Source organism: Flagellimonas yonaguniensis (assembly GCF_029193885.1).
Lineage (GTDB): Bacteria > Bacteroidota > Bacteroidia > Flavobacteriales > Flavobacteriaceae > Flagellimonas > Flagellimonas yonaguniensis.
On record NZ_JARFVB010000001.1, the window covers coordinates 855,563 to 879,393 of the forward strand.

Consider the following 23,831-nt stretch of genomic DNA (forward strand, 5'->3'; position numbering starts at 1 on the left):
AAATTCATATCATGATGAAAAGAATAGCAATACTAGCAGTTATGTTCGTTTCCGTTGTGGGAATGGCACAGGACAAGAACAAGAAAACGACCTTTGAGGTTGATGGCAAGTGCGAAATGTGCAAAATGCGCATTGAAAAGGCAGCTTTGGGGGTAACAGGGGTCAAGTATGCCAGTTGGGACATTCCGACACATCAATTATCCTTGGTAGTGGACGAAAGAAAAGCAAACTCTATGCAGATTAAATCCGCCATTGCGGCTGTTGGGCACGATACCAAGGAGCTAAAAGCCACCCAAGAAGCGTATGATGCCGTGCATCCGTGCTGCAAATACAGAGAAGACAATACGGATGACAGCACTACCCATAAAAACGACAATCCCTAATGAAGCATACGTATCTCATTACAGGAATGACTTGTGGTGGTTGTGCTTCTTCAGTAGAAGAGCAACTTGCCAAAGTAGAGGGAGTGCGAAAGGTAGACGTGGATTTGGAAAAGGCGGAGGCGACCATTTCAATGAATAATCATGTGTCCTTACAGGATTTCAGGGCGGCATTGTCGGATAAGTACTCCATCAGCATGAAAACCGAAGAAGCGGTACCTCAGGATTTGCCTGTCCAGCAATCCAAATGGAAACAGCTGAAACCTTTATTTTTGATTTTCGGTTATTTATTCGTCGCTGCTTTTTTATTGAACTTTAAAGATTGGGGTTATTCCAATGCCATGCTGGATTTTATGGGGCTTTTTTATATCGTGTTCAGCTTCTTCAAGTTTTTGGATCTCAAAGGTTTTCCGGAAAGTTTTAGGATGTATGATCCATTGGCGAAGACAGTCCCGTTTTATGGGAAGGTTTATCCATTTTTGGAGTTGGCATTGGGCCTGCTCTTTTTGATGAGGTTCCAAATAACCTTGGCATTGATTTTAACGATTGTTATTTTAGGGATTACCACATTTGGGGTCATCAAGTCCTTGCTGGATAAAAAAAGTATTCGTTGTGCGTGTTTGGGAACCGCACTAAACCTGCCAATGACCGAGGCAACATTTATTGAGAATGCCATCATGTTGATCATGGCTTTTGTTATGCTATTTCAATTTTAGTTAATCTTTAGCCAAATAAAATCTACGGATTCAAATCTGAAATACATTTACTTCAGTTTTTAAATTATTGACTGATGAAACAAGCAAAGTCAAACGGAAAGTCATCTCCTGCAAAAGTTGTAAAGCCTGTTGCCAAGAAGACTGCCCAAGCTACTGGTAAGAAGAAGTAATTTGGTCTTAGGTTCTCGAAGAGAACCGCACAACAAAAAAAGAAAACGCCCCGATTTGCATCGGGGCGTTCCTATTTTATTGGGATGATATCTTACATCATGCCTGGCATTCCACCACCACCTCCCATTGGAGGCATTGCAGGGGCATCTTCCTTAATATCGGTCAATGCACATTCGGTGGTCAAGATCATTCCTGCAACCGATGCAGCATTTTCCAAGGCAATACGGGTTACTTTCTTGGGATCGATAATACCGGTTTTAAGCATATCCACATATTGGTCGGACTTGGCATCGTAACCGAAGTCTTTTTTGCCTTCCAATACTTTGGCGATAACCACGGAACCTTCACCACCTGCATTTTCTACGATGGTACGTAAAGGAGCTTCAATGGCTTTGGCCACGATCTGTACACCTGTTGTTTCATCCAAAGAATCGGTTGCCAATTTCTCAAGAACTTTTTTGGCTCTTACCAAGGCAACACCACCACCGGCAACAATACCTTCTTCAACGGCGGCACGGGTTGCGTGCAAGGCATCGTCCACGCGGTCTTTCTTTTCTTTCATTTCCACTTCGGAAGCGGCACCAACGTAAAGAACGGCAACACCACCGGCCAATTTGGCCAAACGTTCCTGAAGCTTTTCTTTGTCGTAATCAGATGTTGTCGTCTCGATTTGAGCTTTGATCTGGTTTACTCTGGCTTTAATGTCGTCTGCATTTCCGTTACCGTTAACAATGGTGGTATTGTCCTTGTCAATGGTTACGGTCTCAGCAGTGCCCAACATATCCAAAGAAGCATTTTCCAATGAGAAACCTCTTTCTTCAGAGATTACGGTACCACCGGTCAAGATAGCGATGTCTTCCAACATAGCTTTTCTTCTATCGCCAAAACCAGGGGCTTTTACGGCGGCAATCTTAAGACCACCTCTCAATTTGTTCACTACCAATGTAGCAAGTGCTTGTCCTTCAACATCTTCGGCAATGATCAATAGAGGTCTGCCGGATTGTGCCACTGGCTCAAGGATAGGAAGTATTTCCTGTAAGTTGGAGATTTTCTTGTCAAAAAGAAGGATGTATGGATTCTCCAAATCGGCTATCATCTTATCGGTATCGGTAACAAAGTATGGAGAAAGGTATCCTCTATCAAACTGCATACCTTCAACAACGTCAACATAGGTATCAGTACCTTTTGCTTCTTCAACTGTGATAACTCCTTCTTTACCTACTTTGGTAAAAGCTGTGGCGATAAGATCACCGATAGCTTCATCGTTGTTAGCGGAGATGGAAGCTACTTGCTTGATTTTATCGGAATTGTTGCCCACTTCTTTGGTTTGTTTTTCCAAGTCGGCCACCAAAGCTTCCACGGCTTTGTCGATTCCGCGTTTCAAATCCATGGGATTTGCACCTGCGGCAACGTTTTTAAGACCTTCTTTTACGATAGCCTGGGCCAAAACAGTTGCGGTAGTGGTACCGTCACCTGCTTGGTCGTTGGTTTTGGAAGCAACTTCCTTTACCATTTGTGCGCCCATATCCTCAAGGGCGTCTTCCAATTCGATTTCTTTTGCAACAGATACACCATCTTTGGTTACTTGCGGAGCTCCGAAGGACTTGCTGATGATAACGTTTCTACCTTTTGGCCCCAAGGTTACCTTAACGGCCTCGGCCAATTTATCAACGCCTCTTTTCAGACCGTCACGTGCATCTATATCAAACTTAATATCTTTTGCCATTTTGTTTTCTCGTTTTATCATTCCTGTACTTCGACTATGCTCAGCATAAACTCCGCCAGGAAAATTAGGTTATACTTTTGAGTTTTTGATGGATTCCCACTTTTGCGGGAATGACATATTGGTTACACTATTGCCAAAATATCGCTTTCGCGCATCATCAAATAGTCGGTGCCATCGAACTTAAGTTCGGTACCGGCATATTTTCCATAAAGAACGGTATCACCTTCTTTAACGGTAACTTTTTCGTCCTTGGTTCCGGGTCCAACGGCCACAACGGTTCCTTTTTGTGGTTTTTCTTTTGCGTTGTCCGGAATGATGATACCGGAGGCAGTTTTGGTTTCGGCCTGTAGAGGCTCGATCAAAACCCTGTCTGCCAATGGTTTGATATTTACTTTAGCCATATTTTTAATTTTTAGGTGTTTGTTTTAAAAATTCTGTATCTAAAAGGCAGAAATTGTGCCATTGCCCAAAAACTGACATTCTGGAAAACAAAAATGCCAGCTTGTCATTTCAAGCTGGCATTTTTCAATGCTTTGTCACTTTTTTATTATCCAATAGTGTCTACTGGACTTGTAGTGTCTGCTGGTGGAAGTTGTTCCGGTACTTCTTCTGGAACCGTTTCAGGTACCTCTGTGTCGTCACCTTGAAGTAGTTTGGAATCTGCTTGGCTATAGTTTCCTTTTAAAGAAACATTGGAAAGCAATATCAAAACAATCAATAGGGTGGCAAGGGTCCAAGTACTCTTATCCAAAAAGTCCCCCGTCTTCTTTACTCCTCCAACAACTTGGTTTCCACTTCCTCCGAAGGATGAAGATAACCCACCACCTTTAGGGTTTTGGACCATAATGACCAAAATCAACAAAAGGCACACGATAATAATCAATACCAAAAAAATTGCAAACGTGCTCATATCTTTAAACTTAATCTTTTTCTTTCTGCAGCTTCTTCACCGCCTGAATTTGGTCTGCAAAGAAACCACTTTTTTCTGGATATTTCAAACTCAATATTTTAAACGCTTGAATGGCTTTTTTGTACTTTTTTTGCTCAAGGTAAACCTTGGCCAAAGTCTCTGTCATCAACTCGTTCTTATCGATTTTTGTCGACTCTTTTATATTGACTTTTGGGTTGGTTTCCTTTGGAACTATCTTGGGGTTGTTCTCGATGAACTTGTCCAAGAGCTCAAACTTTTTCTTCCGCTCCAGTTCTTCCATGGTATCCACATCTGGGGTGTCCTTGGGTTCTTCGGTATGGGAAGTCAATTGAAGCCATTCTGTAAAGGAATGTTTTTCTTTTTTTGTGAATGGAATCGGCTTGCCAAGGTTTAGATCGGTATCCGATTCTTTTTTGGGCTCCTGCTTCTTCTCAACTTGCTTTTCAGGTGTTCGCGATTCGAAAAGTTCTGGGTTGAGAATTTGTTCGGCATCGTTCAGATTTTGAGGCAGTGCAGGCTCATTGGATTCCGAAAGCATACTTGCCGCATTGGGGTTGGGCTGAATTTCTTCCGAAACGGCCTCTTGGTCTTCCAATTTTGATCCCCTGCCTGCAATGGCATCCGCAATATTGTTCTGGATGAATTCTTTTGATGTGATGTAATCAAAAAGAACATCTCTGTCCGCCGTATGGGCGGCGGTTACCTTTAAAGCACTGTTGTACTTATAGCTGTCCAGATTTTTGAGTCCCTTTAAATGCAAGGCGCGAGCGGCCTGAAAATAGGGGTATTCCTCAATAATGCCTTCCAGTTCCCTGGTTTGATTGGGAGATAGGATGGTATTTGAGTTTTGAAGAATATGTATAAAATCCGAAACGTTCATATACTATTACCAATTTCCCAGAGAGGCATTGAAAATATCCTGGGTAAGTCGTTCAAAAATCTCTTCATGGGCCGCTGCCTGTACCGAAGGTAGGGACGCTGCGGCATCAAAATCATAAAAGAAGGAAAATCTTCTTTCAAAATCGGCATCTTCCTTTGTTGTATTGTAGAACCGAACATTCACGCTCATTGTCAGTCGGTTTTGCGCCGTTCTTTGGTCTGAGGTAGCCGTCATGGGTACCACTTTGTACTCCACGATTTCTCCTTCATACAGCAAATCCCCATTGCTACCTGTCAAGGACAAGCTGGTAAGATTGTTGATCATATCCTGCAGTGCCAAGGTAAAATCCCGACCTAATCCAGGTACGATTACGGAGCCGGGCGTTTGATCGGCATAGTTCTGGAAAAAGTTGACCTGGAAACTTTCCGCGGCTCCGATATCGGCACCGGAAAAGTTGTAGGCCCCACAACTTTGCAGGAAAAGGACGAGTCCAAGCAATCCAACCTTTATACCATTTTTTTTCATCATTGTATTCAAACTTTTAATCTTGATTAAAGATCGTACTGTTTTATTTTTCTGTAGAGCGTTCTTTCAGAAATACCGAGCTCGGCAGCTGCGGCTTTGCGTTTTCCTTTGTTTCGTTCCAAGGACTTTTTGATCAATTCGATTTCCTTTTCCTGTAAAGATAGGGTTTCTTCCTCTTCGATTTCCTCTGCAAAATGATATCTATCCTCTGGAGGTTGCTGCAATGGGGCGGGTGTTGTTGGTTCCAAAACGGGCTCTGGCAAATGCAATAGTTCGGCAGGGGTTTCTTCGTGCTCTATATCTTCTTCTTGCTCTTGGTTGCCATAAATTTTTCGGATCAGCCCCTCATTTTCCCGTTGTACTTTGTTGGAATCATTGTCCTTTAAAAGTTCCAAGGTCAATTTTTTAAGGTCGTTCAAATCACTCTTCATGTCAAAGAGCACTTTGTACAAGATTTCGCGTTCATTGCTGAAATCCCCTTCTTTTTTGGCCTGTCCAATAACCGCGGGCAAATTGGAGCCGCTTGAATCGGGCAGGTAACTATTGAGGGTTGCTGCGGAAATGCTCCGTTCTTCTTCAAGCACGGAAATTTGTTCTGCAATATTCCGCAATTGACGAATATTTCCGGGCCAACGGTACCTTAGCAATAATTGGATGGCGTCATCTTCTAAACGAATAGTGGGCATTTTATATTTCTGTCCAAAATCCGAAGCAAATTTTCTGAATAACAAGTGGACGTCTTCCTGTCTATCCCGAAGGGGGGGCAAATGGATCTCCACTGTGCTCAACCTGTAGTATAGGTCTTCCCTAAATTTCTCCTTTTCGATGGCCTCGAACATATTAATGTTTGTGGCGGCCACAATCCTCACATCTGTTTTTTGTACCTGTGACGATCCCACTTTGAGGAATTCGCCATTTTCCAACACACGTAGCAATCGAACTTGGGTGGTCAACGGAAGTTCACCGACCTCGTCCAAAAAAATGGTGCCGCCATCGGCCACTTCAAAATAACCGCTACGCGTTTGTGTGGCACCGGTAAAGGCCCCTTTTTCGTGTCCGAACAGCTCACTGTCTATGGTCCCTTCTGGAATGGCACCACAGTTTACGGCAATGTATTTGGCGTGTTTTCGGTGGGAGAGTGAGTGTATGATCTTGGGAATGGATTCCTTCCCCACACCACTTTCCCCTGTCACCAAAACAGAAATATCCGTTGGTGCTACTTGTATGGCCTTTTCTATGGCACGGTTGAGCTTGACGTCGTTTCCGATAAGTTCGAACCGTTGTTTTATGGATTGAACATTCTCCATGTATTAATTGTTCTTTGAATATTCAATGGCTTCCCCGATAAGGGTGGCCGAGGTGCATTCGTTAATTTTTACGTTGACAAAATCGCCCACTTTGTAGTTTTCCTTTGGAAAAACAACAACAGTATTCTGCGAATTCCTACCCATCCAGTGGGCATCCGACTTTTTGGAAGTACCCTCGATAAGGACTTCCTCGATTTTGTCCAAATGTTGTTGGGTGCGATAATGACTATGCTCTTGTTGTAGTTCAATGATTTCCGTAAGACGTCTTTTTTTGGTGGACTCTGGAATGTCGTCCTCCATTTTACGTTCGGCCAATGTTCCGGGTCTTTCAGAATAGGCGAACATAAAACCGAAATCATATTTTACGTATTCCATCAAACTTAAGGTATCCTGATGGTCTTCTTCCGTTTCCGTTGGAAATCCGGTAATCATATCCTGACTGATAGCGCAATCGGGAATTATTTTTTTGATGTTATCGATCAATTCAAAATATTCCTCACGGGTATGCAGGCGGTTCATCGCCTTTAAAATACGGTTGCTTCCACTTTGCACGGGCAGGTGGATGTATTTGCAAATGTTTTGGTATTTGGCCATGGCCTCGATAACATCCAAAGTCATGTCCTGCGGGTTGGATGTGGAAAAACGGATGCGCATCTTGGGCTGTGCCTGTGCTACGAGTTCCAATAGTCCGGCAAAGTTTACGGAAGTGGCTTTTTGCATGTCCGTAGCTTTGTCAAAATCTTTTTTCAATCCACCGCCATACCAAAGGTAACTGTCCACATTTTGGCCTAGCAGCGTGATTTCCTTAAATCCTCTTTCCCAAAGGTCGTTCACTTCTTCCAAAATGGATTGTGGGTCGCGGCTACGTTCCCTTCCCCGGGTAAAGGGGACTACGCAGAACGTACACATATTGTCGCATCCTCTAGTGATGGAAACAAAAGCGGAGACTCCGTTGGTGTTCAATCGGACGGGTGCTACATCGCCGTAGGTCTCATCTTTGGAGAGGATAACGTTCACGGCATTTCTACCTTCATCGATTTCTTGGATGAGGTTGGGCAGGTCTTTGTAGGCATCGGGGCCTACTACCATATCCACGATTTTTTCCTCTTCCAAGAACTTGCTCTTCAGCCGTTCGGCCATACACCCCAATACACCAACTTTCATATTGGGCTTGGTTCTTTTGACGGCATTGAACTTCTCCAAACGTTTGCGAACGGTTTGTTCGGCCTTTTCCCGAATGGAACAGGTGTTTACCAAGACCAAATCGGCATCGTCCAAGTTTTGGGTGGTATTGAAACCTTCTTTGGCCAAAATGGATGCTACGATTTCGCTATCGGAAAAATTCATTTGGCAGCCATAGCTTTCTATGTACAACTTTCTGCCGTTGTTTTCATTGTTTTCCAGCGACAAGGTGCTTCCCTGTTGGCTTTCATCTATTATTTTTTCCACGCTCTTTTCCTCTATCATAAATGTTTCAATGGGGAGCAAAGATAGTGCTTATTACAATTTAGTGACAATATGGCAGTATTTTTTAATAATATATTGCGATATTCCTTGTTAGTGTTACCTTCAAACATGAAACATAACCTAAATAAAAAATGAATTTCACCAATCTTTCCGAAAGAATCCAACAGAGTGCACCAGTAGAGTTTGGAACTGTGTTCAACAATTCCGTGGAACTGTTCAAAAAAGTTTGGCTACAAGGATTTCTTACGCTTGTGTTGACCTTTGTGAGCATTTCACCTTTTTATTTATTGATATACCTGCCCATGATAGCTGTGGGCATTAGTGATCCAGATGCGTTTGAAAACAATGAGTTGCCCCCGGCCATCGGAGGTATAATGATATTGATCATGCCGATATTTATGACTGCCGTGATGATGGTCGGTATTTGTTTGAATGCCGCTTTTTTGCGGATTTGCAGAAAGTATGACCTCAATGAATCTGGAAAGGACGATTATTTCTACTACTTCAAAAAAGAATATTTGGTCAAGGCCCTGATTCTCTCTTTGATAATGACGGGCCTGTCCTTGTTGGGATTATTGACCTGCGGATTGGGAATCATTTATTTGGTGGTGCCCATGTCCTTATTTCCTGCCTTTTTTGCCTTTGATAAGGAACTTTCCGCCATGGAAATCGTAAAAGCTGGTTTTGCGCTGGGTAACAAAAACTGGTTGATGATATTTCTTCTGGTCATCGTGGCCGGATTGGTGTCACAACTCGGTGTAATCCTATGCTTGGTCGGGGTTTTGTTCACGGCCATGTTCAGTAAAATCCCAATCTACTTTATATATAAGGATGCTGTGGGCATTTCCATGGATGTGTAATTTTTTGGTGGCCTTTGCGCAACGGTATTGTCTTGATAGCATCTAAATAATTAAAAAGCAAGCTACTATGAAAGCCAAGGCCATTTTATTTTTATGCATCAATTTTTTACTCATCACTTCTTGTTCCGACGATGATTCCAACGGTACATCTGAAGAGTATTTAGTGGCTCGTCCACTAACCATGAGCAGAGCGGAATTTGCCAATAGTGTGGATATAATCGCACCACGTCCCATGGATGAATCGGGAAAAGTATATACTTATGGGGATTACATTTTCATCAACGATACATATAAAGGTGTACATGTTATAGATAACAGTAACCCCAGCCAGCCCGTAAAGGTGGCTTTTATCCAAATCCCGGGAAATGTGGATATTTCGGTTAAGAATGATTATTTGTTTGCCGACAGTTTAATGGATTTGGTGGTACTGGATATTTCCGACCTTGACAATATCACAATAGTGAATCGGTTGGAAAATGTTTTGCAAAGCTATGTGGCCGCTCCTTTTGAGGCGGACTTGGTCGATTACGGTGATTATGGCTACGGTTCCGACGAAATTTTGATTGGTTGGGAAGTGGTTTCAGAACGCTTAACGGAAGAGCAATATCAATCGCGTTTTGGGGATTATGGTATTGCCTTCGCCGAAGTAGCGAATGATGCCAATGTGGGAACAGGACAAGGAGGATCGTTGGCAAGGTTTAAAATTGTGGAAGATTATTTGTATGCCGTAGATAGTCACAATATCAACATTTTCAATATATCGGATTTGGACAATCCCCAAGTTTTGGATGATGTACAAGCAGGTTTTGATATTGAAACCATCTTTAATCAAGACAACTATTTGTTCTTGGGGAGTATGCGCGGCATGTATATATATGACATAACCTCTCCGGCAACCCCAACTTTGGTTTCAGAGTTTCAACATGGGACCGCATGTGACCCTGTTGTGGTCGATGGGGATTATGCCTACGTTACCTTAAGGGGAGGAAATATGTGCGGAGCTACGGAAAGCGGATTGTTCATTGTCGACATTTCGGATATTGAAAACCCCGAACTTGCCATCTCATATCCTATGGACGGACCTTATGGTTTGGGAATCAAGGATGAAAAAATATTTATCTGTGATGGGGACTCAGGTCTCAAAGTGTATGATAAAACAGATATAAATGACTTGAAAGAGTTAAATCACTTTGAAGATATCGTTACGTTTGATGTAATTCCCATGGAAAACCATTTAATCATGGTCGGTGATGAAACCCTGTATCAATATGAGTATCTAAACAACAGTATTAAGCTCATTAGCCAAATAGGTCTTGAGTAATGGCATGGAAAATCAGTTTTTATATCCCACTTTTAGTGGGATATTTTTTTATTGGGATAGGGGTAAAACCCTAAAATCGAAAAATTGATATACTTTTGTTGTCACAAAACCCAGTGCATGCCAAAGAATTTAGTTATTGTAGAGTCCCCCGCCAAAGCAAAGACCATTGAACGATTTCTAGGAAAAGAATTTCAAGTAGAGTCAAGTTTTGGGCACATTGCCGACCTTCCCTCAAAAGAGCTCGGTGTTGATGTGGAGAACGATTTTAAGCCAAAATATACCGTGGATAAGGAGAAGAAGGCCTTGGTAAAAAAACTCAAGGACTTGGCAAAAAAAGCGGAAATCATTTGGTTGGCAAGTGATGAGGACCGAGAAGGGGAAGCCATATCTTGGCACTTGGCCGAAGAATTGGGCTTGGACAAAAGCAAAACCAAACGAATTGTATTCAACTCCATTACCAAATCGGCCATCCAAAAGGCGATTGAGAACCCAAGGGACATCAACTACAATTTGGTCAATGCGCAACAGGCACGTAGGGTGTTGGACCGATTGGTGGGTTATGAACTATCACCGGTACTTTGGAAGAAAATAAAGCCGGGACTTTCAGCGGGTAGGGTGCAATCTGTAGCAGTGCGCTTGATTGTGGAACGGGAGCGCGAGATTGAAGGATTTACCCCAGAGGCCTCATTTCGTATCAAAGCGGAATTCAAAACAGATGGTGGCAACGTATTTGCTGCCAAACTGAACAAAACATTTCCCACAAAGGAGACAGCTGAGAAATTTTTGAAAGAGAATATCGGGGCGGATTTTTCGGTGTCCGATTTGGCCCAAAAGCCAGCAAAGAAATCACCAGCTGCACCTTTTACAACATCCACATTACAGCAGGAAGCATCAAGAAAACTATATTTTTCGGTAAGTCGAACCATGCAGGTAGCGCAACGATTGTATGAGGCGGGCCTCATAACCTATATGAGAACGGATAGTGTCAATCTGTCCAACGAAGCGATTGCAGCGGCAAAAGATGCCATTCTGGACAACTATGGCGAAAAGTACAGTCAAACCAGAAACTTCACGGGCAAATCCAAAGGAGCACAAGAAGCTCACGAGGCCATTCGCCCAACCGATATGAAATTACAGTCGCCCCAATTGGAGCGCGACCAAGCAAAATTATACGAATTGATTTGGAAACGTACCTTGGCTTCGCAGATGAGCGATGCCCAGTTGGAACGTACCAATGTGAAAATAAAAGCGAGCACCCATAACGAAGAATTCTCTGCAAACGGGGAAGTGGTAAAGTTCGATGGTTTCCTTAAAGTGTATCTGGAAGGAACCGATGATGAAGATGGCGAGGAGCAAGAAGGAATGTTGCCAGCCATGAATGTAGGGGAGCCGCTTCAAAATGTTTTTATTTCCGCTACCGAAAGATTCACACGACCACCGTATAGATATTCCGAAGCCTCTTTGGTGAAAAAATTGGAAGAACTGGGCATAGGTAGACCATCTACATACGCACCGACCATATCAACCATCCAGAACAGGGGATATGTGGAAAAAGGAACGGTTGAAGGAGCCGAACGAAAATATGTGCAGTTGGTGCTTGAAGAAGGCAAGGTTTCCGATAAACAACTGACCGAAACGGTCGGTTCTGAAAAAGGGAAAATTGTTCCTACGGACATCGGGATGATCGTAAACGACTTTTTGGTAACCCACTTCACTAGAATTTTGGATTATAACTTTACGGCCCAAGTAGAGGAGGATTTTGATGAAATCGCTTCAGGTAATGAAGATTGGCAAGAAATGATGAAAAATTTCTATGAAGATTTTCATCCGAACGTATTGGAAGTTGAGGAGAATGCCGAACGTGCCAGTGGAGAGCGGGTGCTGGGTACCGACCCAAAATCAGGTAGGCAAGTATCCGTAAGGTTAGGCCGTTTTGGCCCGATGGTGCAAATTGGTACCGTGGACGATGAAGAAAAACCAGAGTTCGCCAGTTTGTTGCCGGACCAGTCCATAGGCACCATCACTTTTGAAGAAGCCATGACACTTTTTGAACTCCCAAGAAAATTGGGTGTGTACGAAGGCGAGGAAGTAGAGGCCAATGTGGGTCGCTACGGACCTTATGTCCGCTTCGGAAAAAAATTCATATCCCTTGCCAAGGGCGAAAGTGCTTTTGATGTGGATATGGACCGAGCCATAGAGCTGATCATAGAAAAGCAAAAGGCCGATGCACCGATTGCTACCTACGAAGGAAAAGACGTTACCAAAGGTAAAGGTAGGTTCGGACCATTCATCAAATGGGACGGTATGTTCATTAATGTGAACAAGAAATATGATTTTGACAATCTTTCCGAAGGGGATATCGCTGAATTGATCGAGGCCAAAAAGAAGAAAGAAGCAGAAAAGCTCATTCAGGAATGGCCCGAAGAAAAAATCAGGATAGAAAAAGCCCGTTGGGGAAGACACAATATAATAAAAGGTAGGGTAAAGGTGGAGCTCTCCAAGGATGTGGATGCCACAAAGATCACTTTGGAAGAAGCACAGGCCCTACTGGAAAAGAAATCACCAAAGAAAAAAGCCAAGACAAAAGCAAAAGCTAAGAAATAGTATGAATAAGGTAAGAATCATTGGACTACTAATCCTGTTAGCCGGAATTGTTATTCGCCTTGTCCTTAAAAATGATACTATGGATTTTATTTCAGGACTCTTAGTTGGACTCGGAATAGGACTGATCATAGTTGGGAGAATCGGGGGAATAAGTATGAAGAAATAATATTCCTATTTTAGAATTGATTCAGATTTCGGAATTGAATCTAAACAATATCATAAAGTTCAAATAAAAGATGGCATTTGATTTTCTGGTTCCGGTAAAGGACAAGGTATTGGCACATTCCGAATTGTTGCCAGAACAAGCATTGGGAAAAAACGTCCACATGCATACGGAAAAGGATGGGCTTCCAGTATTTGCCCATGCCGATGTAGCCATATTCGGTGTATTGGAATCCAGAAATGCTTTTGAGAAAAAACCGGAAAAATTGGATTTGGACGAAGTCCGAATCCAGTTGTACCGTTTAATGATGGGCAACTGGAACTCCACCATCATCGATATAGGTAATGTGGAGGAAGGAGATACCGTCGAGGACACCTATTTTGTGGTAAAGGAGATCGTGGCTGGACTACTCGAGGAAAATATCATACCCATAGTATTGGGTCTTACCCAGGACATTACTTTCCCTACCTATCGTGCTTTTGACAAAATAAAGAATATGGTGAATCTTGTCTCCATCGATAGTCGTTTCGACTTTGGTGAGGACGATGAATTGATTTCGTCACATTCTTATATGAGTAAGATCATTACCGATAAACCCAATAATCTCTTCAACTTTTCCAATATAGGATACCAAAGTTATTTCAATGCCCAAGAAGAAAAGGATTTGATGGAGCGTCTTTTTTTTGATGCTTATCGATTGGGTGAGATAGCGGCCAACATAGAATTGGCGGAACCCGTATTGCGCAGTAGTGATATTGTAAGTTTGGATCTACGGGCAATCCGTGCCTGCGAAATGGGGATGTCGAGAAATTTTTCCCCCAACGGTTTTACAGGCAGGGAGATATGTGCCATTGCCCGTTATGCAGGTATTAGCGATAAAGTGTCCCTTTTTGGCATCTATGAAGGGGAAAACTCCCATCAGGCCTTTCAAATGATAGCACAGATCATTTGGTATTTTATAGAAGGACTGAGTTATAGAATAAAAGAATACCCAAGCTCTAAGAGCGAAGACTTCACAAAGTTTACTGTACCCACGGACACGGAGGAATTGATCTTCTTTAAAAGCCATGTCACGGAAAGATGGTGGGTAGAAGTACCAACAATTTTAGCTGAACATACTAAAACAAATTCGGTGGCGTTATTACCTTGCACCGAAGAGGACTATTTGGATGCTTGCAACCAGAACATTCCTGAAAGGTGGTTCAAAGCCTATAGAAAGGGCTTGAACTAAATAAATTAAATTTTGATCATTAATTGTTTTTACACAATAATTCATTCAAAAATCAGTTTTGAGAGTAATGAATGTGTGTAGCACAGTTATTTAAATCTTGAATCGAACAATTTAACCTAAAGTATGAGAAAGCTATTCTTTTCATCTCTAGCACTTGTTTTTTTGCTTACCAGTTGTGGCTCTAAATCAAGGTCAAAAGGTGAACTAGTTGGGGTCCAGGGAAAAAAATGGCATCCAGAAAAACCCTATGGAATGGAACTGATTCCCCAAGGCGCCTTTGTTATGGGTAAAGCCGAAGAGGATCAGGCAAAAGTATTGAACGCTCCCACAAGAACGGTTACCGTTCGTTCCTTTTATATGGACGATACGGAGATCACCAATAGTGAGTACCGTCAGTTTGTGGAGTGGGTCAAGGATTCCATTGTAAGAACCAGATTGGCCATTTTGGCCGACGAGTTGGGCATAAGTCCAGAGGATGAAGGTATCGGCGAGTACGCCTTTAAGGATACCGATACCACTGAACTTTCCGTTTATGATAAGTACATGCTCGACAATTATGCCGGTATGGGTGATAATTATTATGAAGGCAGGGCCTTGAACAAAGATGTTGACCTGGTATGGGACACTTCGGAATATCCAGATGAGTACTATGCCGAGGTAATGGACTCCATGTATCTTCCAGAAGAGGAGAGCTACAATGGATTGAGAAGCATCGATGTCACAAAAATCAAATACAAGTACAGCTGGATGGATATCGAAGCTGCTGCCAGAGCAAGATCGGGCAGTAGAAAAGACTTCATCAAACAAGAAGAACTGGAAATTTATCCAGATACCACTGTATGGATTCGAGATTTTGAATACAGCTACAACGAGCCAATGCACAACGATTACTTCTGGCACGATGCCTACAGCGACTATCCTGTGGTTGGAGTAAACTGGATGCAGGCCAAGGCTTTCTGTAACTGGAGAACAAAATTCAAGAACGACGATCAGAAAAGTCGTGGAAAACAATTTGTGAACCAGTTTAGGTTGCCGACCGAAGCAGAGTGGGAATATGCTGCCAGAGGCGGAATTGAAGGAGGTACATATCCTTGGGGTGGTCCGTATGTGATCAGTGATACAGGATGTTTTATGGCCAACTTTAAACCGCAACGCGGGGATTACGCAGCCGATGCAGCTCTTTATACCGTAGAAGCAAAATCCTTTGAACCAAACGAGTACAACTTGTACAATATGGCAGGTAACGTTGCAGAATGGACCAACTCCAGCTTTGACGCAGGAGCATACGAATACCTATCCACGATGAACCCAAATATCGGTTCCCAGGACAATCAACGTAAAGTTATCCGTGGAGGTTCATGGAAAGATGTAGCCTACTTCCTTCAGGTAAGTACCAGGGATTACGAATATCAAGATTCCGCAAGAAGTTACATCGGATTCAGAACGGTACAGGATTACATGGGTGAAGAAGAGGGCAACAGCAGCAGCGGACTATAAAAACAACACGAGAGAACATTATATAAATCACAAGTAAGAGTAGTAACCAAATACTTATTTTTTATATAACTTAATTAAAACTAGAATTATGGCGCAGTCAAAATCAACAAAAAAGCTGTTTAACATGGCCTACGGGCTTGGAGCATCGGTAGTAATTATTGGTGCATTGTTCAAGATCCTTCACTGGGAGTTCGGACCACTTACAGGTGGGCTTCTTCTTGCAGTTGGACTTATTACTGAAGCATTGATCTTTGCTATCTCTGCATTTGAACCAGTGGATGACGAATACGATTGGTCCTTGGTGTACCCAGAATTGGCCGGTGGTCAACAATCAGGTTCCAAAAAACAAGAAGCTAAAGATGCCCAAGAAGCTGAGGGTCTTCTTTCCAAGAAATTGGACAACCTTCTTAAAGAAGCTAAAATCGATTCTGAGCTTTTCTCCAATTTGGGTGAAAGTATCAAGAGTTTTGAAGGTGCCGCCAAGAATATCACTCCTACAACAGATGCTATCCAACACACTAAAAAATACTCTGAGGAATTGTCTCACGCTGCAGCTCAAATGGAATCTTTGAACAGCTTGTACAAAGTACAGTTGGAAAGCGCTAGCAGACAAGCTTCCATCAACGAGGAGGTAGTTCAGAATGCAGGTGCATTGAAAGACCAAATGGAGTCTTTGGCCACAAACCTATCTTCTTTGAATGGAGTATACGGTGGTATGCTTACAGCCATGGGTGGAAAAAACTAATTAGAGGTTTTTGATCAACAGAAAACCAAACCAAATCAAATTAATTATTAAATCTAATTAGAAAAACATGGCAGGAGGAAAACAAACACCACGTCAGAAGATGATCAACCTTATGTACTTGATCTTCATCGCGATGTTGGCCCTTAATATGAGCAAGGAAGTACTTGCCGCTTTCGGACTTATGAACGAAAAGTTGGAAACTTCCAATACAAACATGGACGCCAATAATGCCAGCTTCTTTGCAAGCTTGGAGACCAAAGCTTCTGAAAACTCAGAAGAGTATGGCGAACTTTACGAAGATGCTCAGAAGATCAAAGAACTTTCGGATAGCTACTACAGCTATTTGGAAGGATTGAAGAAAGAAATGACCGCAGACTTGGAAGATGACAAAGATTATGTGGTTATGGACAAGTCTGATTATTTGGACCAAAAATTCTTTCAGGGCGACAATTTGGGCCCAGAAGGTAAAAAATTCATGGATCAGATCAATAATTACCGTGAAGGTGTGGTCAACGCTTTGCCGGAAGGCGAGTTCGAATCTTTGAAATCTGCAGTTAAAGCACGTTTTGCAACCAGTGATGGTAAAAAAGACGATGGCAAGGTTGAGAAAAGAGATGGTACACGTCAAGATTGGATCAACTACCATTATGAAGGATTTCCTTTGGTAGCCTCTTTAACTAAGATGACCCAGTTACAGGCAGATATCAAAACTACCGAGCAAGAGGTGTTGAAAACCCTTTTGGAAGGTGAGTTGACTGAAGCTGTTTCCTTGACCAACTTTGCAAGTTCATTGTCCGCTCCAAAAACGGCTTACTATGCAGGAGAAAAATATGATGGTAAGGTTATTGTCAGCAAAACTGATAAGACTTCCACTCCAGTAAAAGCTGAATTGACTTTGGACGGAAGACCATTGACAGAAGGTAAGGACTACGAATTGGAAGCAGGTGGTATCAAAATGTTGATCAGTGCCGGTACTCCAGGTGACCATACCATTAAAGGTACAATGACATTTATGCAAGATGGTGAAGAGGTGCCAGTGGAAGTAAACAATACTTTTGCCACAATCTCTATGCCTAATGCAGCGGTTATTTCTGCCGATAAGATGAACGTGGTGTATCGTGGTGTTGCCAACCCAATGACCATCTCTATTCCTGGTATTCCAGACAACAAAGTATCTGCATCAGCTCCAGGTTTGAGCAGAAGAAGCGGAAGCCAGTATATTATGAATCCAGGTACAGGTAGGTCGGTTACCATTACAGCTTCAGGTACATTGCCTGATGGTAAAGGAATCCGTACTTCGTCTGAATTCCGTATCAAGGATATTCCAAGACCGAGCGGTACTGTTCGTGGAGAGTCAGGTAGCATTAAAATGCCAAAGAACAATCTTGAGATTGCAACGGTAAGCGCTATGTTGGAAGACTTTGATTTTGACTTGAATCTTGCAGTAAGCCAGTTTAAGTTCAAAGTGCCGGGTCAACCTACAGTAGTTGTAAACGGAAACAAATTGGATAGCAGAGCTAAATCTGTATTGAAAAGAGCAGGTAGAGGTGAGTCTGTCCAGATATTCGATATCCAAGCTTACATCACAAACAACAAGAGCTACAAGTTGAAAAAAGTATCTCCTGTAGTGGTTGAGCTTACTAATTAAGAAGTATAAAAAAGTATACAAGTGATCATGAATTGGAAAAACGCATTGTTAATTGGATTGTTGGGCATATTGCCAGTATCAATCATGGCGCAGGCAAATATTTTGAATGCCAAGTTGCCCGAAGATATAGGTAAGAAAACCCAAGCTCAGATAGAACATGATGCTGATGAACCTTTGGAATACGGTTATGTGGATGATAGGGATATCCTTTGGTCCAAGACCGTATGGGAAATCATTGATCTTGACGAGCGAGTGAACTTTCCATTGTATTACCCAACCGATACCATAGGTATTGGAAAGGATAGGAGGTCACTGTACCACGTTTTGATGAAGAACATCAGAAATGGGAACCTTACCGAGGTTTATACAGATTCCTACTTTACCGAAAAGAGAAAGTTGGAAGACCTTTCGGCTACTTTGAGCAAAGTGGATACCACCGATTTAGGGTACGAGCAAGTAAATGCAGGTGAGCAGGTTTCCCCGGAGTTTATCAACAAAAGGGATCTTACCGCCGCCGATATTGAAGAGTTTCGTATCAAAGGAATCTGGTATTTTGACAAGCGCCAAGGTGAGCTCAAGTATCGCTTATTGGGTATTGCACCAGTTGCCCCCGACGTTAACTTCATCGATGATGAGTCAATCGACCCGGGACAGAACAAAGTGGAATTGTTCTGGGTATGGTACCCTGCGGCAAGGCAGATTTTGCACGATGCCAAGGTGTACAACCAGCGTAACTCGGCAAGACCAATCTCCTTTGACATGTTGTTGAACGCGCGTCGATTCAACGGTGTGATCTACAAAGAGGAGAACGTTCACGAAGATCGTGAAATAAGCGATTACATTTTTGATAATGCATTGTTCCAGCTCTTGGAAGCTCAACGAATCAAAGAGCATATAAGAGACAGGGAGCAAGATATGTGGGCATATTAATGAAGCATGGTTTTTTCGACCCTTTCGTCGTGGAAAACCAAAAGCTGAATTGATCCCGAAGAATTTCGGGATTCCACAAAAACATATTTCCAATTCAATATAGCAAAACGCCGCACCTAGTGCGGCGTTTTTTTGCATTAAACTAAAGCTTGAATGAACGAATGATCAATCAGATGTCTAATTTTGCAGTATGTTGGATTATATAGTAGTAGGTCTTGGTTTGGCAGGGATTTCCTTTTGCGAGGTATTGGAGGAAGAAGGTAAATCCTTTAAAGTGATTACCGATGGGTCGCAACAAGCATCCCAAGTGGCAGGCGGCTTGTACAATCCCGTGATCTTGAAACGGTTTACCATGGCTTGGAAAGCCAAACAGCAGTTGGAAGGAGCCAAGCCATTTTATCAAAGTTTAGAGAATAAATTGGGGTTGAAATTGGATTATGAACTCCCCGTGTTCCGAAAATTTGCTTCGATTGAAGAACAGAACCTATGGTTTGAGGCTGCAGACCGTCCAGATTTGGATTATTTCCTGTCAACCAAATTGCTTTCGAACAAAAACCCTGCGATTGATGCACCACATGGCTTTGGGGAGGTAAAATATACAGGTAGAATAGATACAGGGACTTTGGTCCACTCTTATAAAAATTATCTACAGCGTACAGATTTGCTTTTGGGAGAATCCCTTGATTTTGACGAATTGTCAATATCGACGGAAAGCATTGCTTACAAATCCATTACAGCTAAAAATATAGTTTTTGCCTGTGGATATGGTCTCAAGCAAAATCCGTATTTCGGGTATCTGCCCCTGAATGGGACCAAAGGGGAATTACTGGTTATCCATGCACCTGATTACAAAGAGGAAAACGTCATCAAATCATCTGTTTTTACCATTCCTATGGCAAATGACAGGTATCTGGTTGGGGCAACCTATAAGTGGAAGGACAAGACCAATGAACCTACTGAAGCGTCCAAGAATGAACTCTTGGAAAAATTAAGGACCTTTCTAAAATGTGATTTCGAAGTTATGGACCACGTAGCAGGTATTCGACCAACCGTTGTTGACCGCCGACCTTTAGTAGGAAGGCATCCAGCGCATCAAAACTTATATGTGCTAAACGGATTTGGTTCCAGAGGAGTACTGATCGGACCGTATGCTTCCAAGCAATTATTTGATCACATAGAAAAACAATCCGAGCTGGACCCAGAAATGGACATCCAACGATTTACCAAAAAATACTATTTCAATTAACCCTTTACCGTTTCGTGCTTTTTCACCGAAGTAGGGTCGTACTTCACGAAAAAGTTGATCCAAATATTTCTGGACAGCCGTATGATGACGGGCATAAACACCACCAAAGTGCCCACGATGGCAATAAAAGTAGTCGGTAGCGAAGCACCAAGGAACAAAAACGAAATTACAAAAGCCGCAACCGCAAAGGCAATACCCACCGCATAGCTTACGTACATGGCCCCATAAAAAAACGATGGCTCAATCTTGTATTTTAAACCACAATGGGAACATCTCTCGTTCATGCTGAAAATTTTGGAAAGCACATAGGGATTGGATTTCTCATACATGCTCTCCTCTTGGCATCTTGGACAGTTTCCTGTTAAAATGCTGTACATTTTGGTTCCTTTTTTTAACATTTGCAGGGCTTTTATGCAAAAGTATAAATTCGCCAACTAAAGTTTTGTAATTAAGGTCACATAAAAATGCTAAATGTTCATAATCTTTCCGTAGCCTTTGGAGGGGAATATCTGTTCGAGGAAATATCGTTTCGTCTCAATGGTGGGGATCGAGTAGGTCTCATTGGAAAGAATGGGGCGGGGAAATCCACGATGCTCAAGCTTTTGGCCAAGGAAATGCCCTTGGACGAAGGAGCCATAGCCACCGAGAAGAACATTAAGATCGGGTTCTTAAAGCAGGATATTGATTTTGAAGAAGGACGGACCGTATTGGAAGAATCCTATCAGGCATTTTCAGAGATCAAGGAGATGGAGCTGAAGCTCGATGAGATCAACACGGCACTGGCGGAGCGGACCGATTACGAAAGTGACGGCTACCATCAACTGATGGTGGATTTGAACGATGTTACCCACCGCTATGAAATATTGGGTGGTTACAATTACCAAGGCGATACGGAGAAGGTGCTTCTTGGATTGGGTTTTAAGCGGGAAGACTTCAATAAACTTACCGATACATTTTCAGGCGGGTGGCGCATGCGTATCGAATTGGCCAAACTATTATTGCAAAACAATGATGTCCTGTTGCTGGATGAGCCGACCAACCACTTGGATATCGAATCCATTATTTGGTTGGAACAATTCCTTCGGAACTTTACGGGGGCCGTGGTGATTGTATCCCACGATAAAATGTTTTTGGATAATGTGACCAACCGTACCATCGAGATTTCCTTGGGAAGGATTTACGATTACAATAAACCTTACTCACAGTTCTTGGTTCACCGAAAGGAGATAAAAGAGCAACAGCTCAGTGCCCAAAAGAACCAAGAAAAACAGATTCAACAGACCGAACGACTCATAGAAAAGTTCAGGGCAAAGTCCAGCAAGGCCTCCATGGCGCAATCCTTGATCAAAAAGCTGGATAAAATGGATCGTATTGAGGTGGATGAAGAAGACAATAGTGTGATGAACCTTCGTTTTCCAGTTTCCGTTAACCCAGGTAAGGTAGTGGCAGAATTGAATAGTATTTCCAAAAGCTATGGGCCTAAAAAAGTGTTGGAAGACATCGATTTGATGGTGGACCGTGGTAGTAAAACGGCTTTTGTAGGACAAAATGGACAGGGGAAGACCACCTTGGCCAAGATCATTGTTGGAGAGCTGGACTATCAAGGGGACTTGAAAATTGGCCACAATGTACAATTGGGCTACTTTGCCCAAAACCAAGCCGAATATCTGGATGGGAACAAAACCATCCTAGATACCATGATCGATGCCGCCAATGAAAAGAACCGTAGTAGTGTTAGGGATATTTTGGGCTCCTTTTTGTTCAGGGGAGATGACGTGGACAAATACGTGAAAGTATTGTCCGGAGGGGAACGGAACCGTTTGGCCTTGGCCAAGATGCTCTTACAACCCTTTAATGTGCTGGTAATGGATGAGCCTACGAACCACTTGGACATTAAATCCAAAAATGTGTTGAAGCAGGCCCTACAAAATTTTGAGGGAACATTGATCTTGGTTTCCCACGATCGTGATTTTCTTCAGGGGTTGACGGATATGGTATATGAGTTCAAGGACGGAGGTATCAAGGAATATTTGGGGGATATCGATTTTTACTTGGAGCAGCGAAAGGTGGAGGATTTTCGAAGTGTGGAAAAAGGTGACCAAAAGAAAGAGAAAAAAGCACAGGAAAAACCCAAGGAAAACGATTATCAGACTCAGAAGAAACAAAAATCCTTGAAAAACAAGCTCAGTGGAGTGGAAAAAAGGATTTCCCAATTGGAAAAGGAAATTGCCAATATTGACCACGACCTATTGATGGACTATGATGCCACCATTGCGAAACCCAATTTTTTTGATAATTACGAGGGCAAAAAGAAGGATTTGGAGTCTTTGATGGAGGACTGGGAGGAATTGTCTCACGAACTGGAAGCGCTGGATTAGAGGATATTCCAATTGCTTACCACATTTTTTAGCTAATTCACAACATATAAAGGGGTATTCATCGATTATTCTTGTAGGATGTTTCGTATTTTCATTACTTTGTAGGTAAATTCCTTACAATTAAATAAGTAATAAATGATTCGAGTAGCTATTTTTCTCTTTTACCTGTTGTTTTCTACTGGCATTTCTTTCGCCAGTGGACAGGTGTCCCTCAAAGAAAAAGCTGCGTTGGTTGATTTGTACAACAATACCAATGGAAGCGAATGGAATTCTTCTTGGGATTTAACAGCTCCAGTGAACACTTGGAAAGGCGTGAAAATAGAAAAAGGCCATGTGGTTGGTCTAACGCTCTTTATGAACAATTTAGAGGGTACACTTCCAGAAAGCATTGGGGATTTAAAACATTTGAGCGAGCTGAACCTGGCTTTCAATCAGATTACCGGTGTGCTCCCGAAGGACATCGTAAAACTTGAGAAATTAAAAGTTTTCCGTTTGGAGATGAACCGAATCAAAGGAGCTATACCAAGCGGTGTGGGAAATTTTGAAAAGTTGGAAGTATTCTCCATGTTCAACAATTTTTTGACCGGGCCAATCCCAGAAAGCTTTGGTAAGCTTAAAAACTTAAAGGAGCTTAATTTATCCAGCAATAATATAAAGGGCGCCATACCCAAATCACTTGGAAATCTCTCTAACCTGGAGGCATTGGGTCTTTTCGAAAATAAATTGGAGGGACAAATACCAGCCGAAATAGGGAATTTGGTGCAACTAAAGGAATTGGTGTTGTCCAACAACCAATTGGGTGGGGAGATACCTGCCGAATTCGGGCAGTTGGCAAGCTTAAAAATATTACAACTTCAAAATAACAGATTCAATTCTTTCAATGCTTTGCATAGCATGGATTCCAAACAGTTCTTGGTTTTGGATACGGACGATAGAACCTTGAATCCGAAATTCAATGATATTCAAATTGATCGCACTCGAATGGCAGATACCAAATTCGAGGACGAAAACGAAAACGAGTAGTTAGTTATTACTTTAGTTTGTTTGGTATGGGGATGCCGTTTGGGGTCCCCTTTTTGCATTTGGCCAAGTTCAAAATGCATTT

Annotated in this window: 21 protein-coding genes; 13 read left to right on the plus strand and 8 right to left on the minus strand. The window is 42.4% G+C overall.

Translation table 11 applies throughout. The features are described from left to right. The first annotated feature begins 11 nt into the window (after nucleotides 1-11). Complete coding sequence (locus PY092_RS03850; protein ID WP_275614532.1) at nucleotides 12-383, plus strand: heavy-metal-associated domain-containing protein; 372 nt, start codon at nucleotides 12-14, stop codon at nucleotides 381-383. Next, nucleotides 383-1,096, plus strand: coding sequence for a heavy-metal-associated domain-containing protein (locus PY092_RS03855; protein WP_275614533.1), 714 nt, complete (start codon nucleotides 383-385; stop codon nucleotides 1,094-1,096). The genes PY092_RS03850 and PY092_RS03855 overlap by 1 nt, the downstream gene beginning before the upstream one ends. A 262-nt stretch (nucleotides 1,097-1,358) precedes the next feature. Here PY092_RS03855 and groL read toward each other — a convergent pair whose 3' ends face one another. The 7 genes from groL to miaB form a co-directional block, all read right to left on the minus strand. Then, a complete protein-coding gene (groL, locus tag PY092_RS03860; protein WP_275614534.1) occupies nucleotides 1,359-2,993 on the minus strand; it encodes a chaperonin GroEL in 1,635 nt (544 codons plus the stop codon). Between the two features lie 122 nt (nucleotides 2,994-3,115). Continuing rightward, nucleotides 3,116-3,394 carry a co-chaperone GroES gene (locus PY092_RS03865; RefSeq protein WP_100816345.1) on the minus strand — a complete coding sequence of 93 codons (279 nt, stop codon included), beginning with the start codon at nucleotides 3,392-3,394 and terminating at the stop codon, nucleotides 3,116-3,118. A 146-nt stretch (nucleotides 3,395-3,540) separates the two neighbouring features. Further along, nucleotides 3,541-3,903 carry a preprotein translocase subunit SecG gene (secG, locus tag PY092_RS03870; RefSeq protein ID WP_275614535.1) on the minus strand — a complete coding sequence of 121 codons (363 nt, stop codon included), beginning with the start codon at nucleotides 3,901-3,903 and terminating at the stop codon, nucleotides 3,541-3,543. Nucleotides 3,904-3,913: 10 nt separating this feature from the next. Continuing rightward, nucleotides 3,914-4,804, minus strand: coding sequence for a hypothetical protein (locus PY092_RS03875; RefSeq protein ID WP_275614536.1), 891 nt, complete (start codon nucleotides 4,802-4,804; stop codon nucleotides 3,914-3,916). A 6-nt stretch (nucleotides 4,805-4,810) separates the two neighbouring features. Continuing rightward, nucleotides 4,811-5,329 carry an LptE family protein gene (locus PY092_RS03880; RefSeq protein WP_275614635.1) on the minus strand — a complete coding sequence of 173 codons (519 nt, stop codon included), beginning with the start codon at nucleotides 5,327-5,329 and terminating at the stop codon, nucleotides 4,811-4,813. Nucleotides 5,330-5,355: 26 nt separating this feature from the next. Continuing rightward, nucleotides 5,356-6,636, minus strand: a complete 1,281-nt coding sequence (locus PY092_RS03885) for a sigma-54 interaction domain-containing protein (protein WP_275614537.1) — start codon at nucleotides 6,634-6,636, stop codon at nucleotides 5,356-5,358. 3 nt (nucleotides 6,637-6,639) lie between these two features. After that, nucleotides 6,640-8,085 (minus strand): tRNA (N6-isopentenyl adenosine(37)-C2)-methylthiotransferase MiaB, encoded by a 1,446-nt coding sequence (miaB, locus tag PY092_RS03890; RefSeq protein ID WP_275614636.1) that lies wholly within the window; start codon nucleotides 8,083-8,085, stop codon nucleotides 6,640-6,642. 149 nt (nucleotides 8,086-8,234) lie between these two features. On the opposite strand from miaB, the gene PY092_RS03895 reads away from it, so the two are divergent. From PY092_RS03895 to PY092_RS03935, 9 genes are all read left to right on the plus strand, one after another. Further along, nucleotides 8,235-8,963, plus strand: a complete 729-nt coding sequence (locus PY092_RS03895; protein WP_275614538.1) for a hypothetical protein — start codon at nucleotides 8,235-8,237, stop codon at nucleotides 8,961-8,963. Nucleotides 8,964-9,030: 67 nt separating this feature from the next. Next, complete coding sequence (locus PY092_RS03900) at nucleotides 9,031-10,284, plus strand: LVIVD repeat-containing protein (RefSeq protein WP_275614539.1); 1,254 nt, start codon at nucleotides 9,031-9,033, stop codon at nucleotides 10,282-10,284. Between the two features lie 117 nt (nucleotides 10,285-10,401). Beyond that, complete coding sequence (topA, locus tag PY092_RS03905) at nucleotides 10,402-12,888, plus strand: type I DNA topoisomerase (RefSeq protein ID WP_275614540.1); 2,487 nt, start codon at nucleotides 10,402-10,404, stop codon at nucleotides 12,886-12,888. 236 nt (nucleotides 12,889-13,124) lie between these two features. Continuing rightward, nucleotides 13,125-14,282, plus strand: a complete 1,158-nt coding sequence (locus tag PY092_RS03910; protein ID WP_275614541.1) for a formimidoylglutamase — start codon at nucleotides 13,125-13,127, stop codon at nucleotides 14,280-14,282. 123 nt (nucleotides 14,283-14,405) lie between these two features. Further along, nucleotides 14,406-15,779: a T9SS ring complex lipoprotein PorK/GldK gene (porK, locus tag PY092_RS03915; RefSeq protein ID WP_275614542.1), complete on the plus strand. Its 1,374-nt coding sequence runs from the start codon at nucleotides 14,406-14,408 to the stop codon at nucleotides 15,777-15,779. 88 nt (nucleotides 15,780-15,867) lie between these two features. Continuing rightward, nucleotides 15,868-16,524, plus strand: coding sequence for a type IX secretion system motor protein PorL/GldL (porL, locus tag PY092_RS03920; protein WP_275614543.1), 657 nt, complete (start codon nucleotides 15,868-15,870; stop codon nucleotides 16,522-16,524). 67 nt (nucleotides 16,525-16,591) lie between these two features. Further along, nucleotides 16,592-18,172, plus strand: a complete 1,581-nt coding sequence (gene porM / locus PY092_RS03925) for a type IX secretion system motor protein PorM/GldM (protein ID WP_275614544.1) — start codon at nucleotides 16,592-16,594, stop codon at nucleotides 18,170-18,172. Nucleotides 18,173-18,199: 27 nt separating this feature from the next. After that, nucleotides 18,200-19,102, plus strand: a complete 903-nt coding sequence (porN, locus tag PY092_RS03930) for a type IX secretion system ring subunit PorN/GldN (protein WP_275614545.1) — start codon at nucleotides 18,200-18,202, stop codon at nucleotides 19,100-19,102. 190 nt (nucleotides 19,103-19,292) lie between these two features. Beyond that, nucleotides 19,293-20,348, plus strand: a complete 1,056-nt coding sequence (locus PY092_RS03935; protein WP_275614546.1) for an NAD(P)/FAD-dependent oxidoreductase — start codon at nucleotides 19,293-19,295, stop codon at nucleotides 20,346-20,348. Here the strand turns inward: PY092_RS03935 and PY092_RS03940 are convergent. Then, the gene (locus PY092_RS03940; RefSeq protein ID WP_275614547.1) at nucleotides 20,345-20,746 is read right to left on the minus strand and encodes a DUF983 domain-containing protein; all 402 of its coding nucleotides are present in this window, start codon (nucleotides 20,744-20,746) and stop codon (nucleotides 20,345-20,347) included. The two genes, PY092_RS03935 and PY092_RS03940, sit on opposite strands and share 4 nt — an antisense overlap. A gap of 66 nt (nucleotides 20,747-20,812) precedes the next feature. On the opposite strand from PY092_RS03940, the gene abc-f reads away from it, so the two are divergent. After that, on the plus strand, nucleotides 20,813-22,726 hold the full coding sequence (gene abc-f / locus PY092_RS03945; protein ID WP_275614548.1) for a ribosomal protection-like ABC-F family protein: 1,914 nt from the start codon (nucleotides 20,813-20,815) through the stop codon (nucleotides 22,724-22,726). A gap of 135 nt (nucleotides 22,727-22,861) precedes the next feature. Further along, the gene (locus PY092_RS03950) at nucleotides 22,862-23,749 is read left to right on the plus strand and encodes a leucine-rich repeat domain-containing protein (protein ID WP_275614549.1); all 888 of its coding nucleotides are present in this window, start codon (nucleotides 22,862-22,864) and stop codon (nucleotides 23,747-23,749) included. The last annotated feature ends 82 nt before the right edge of the window (nucleotides 23,750-23,831 follow it).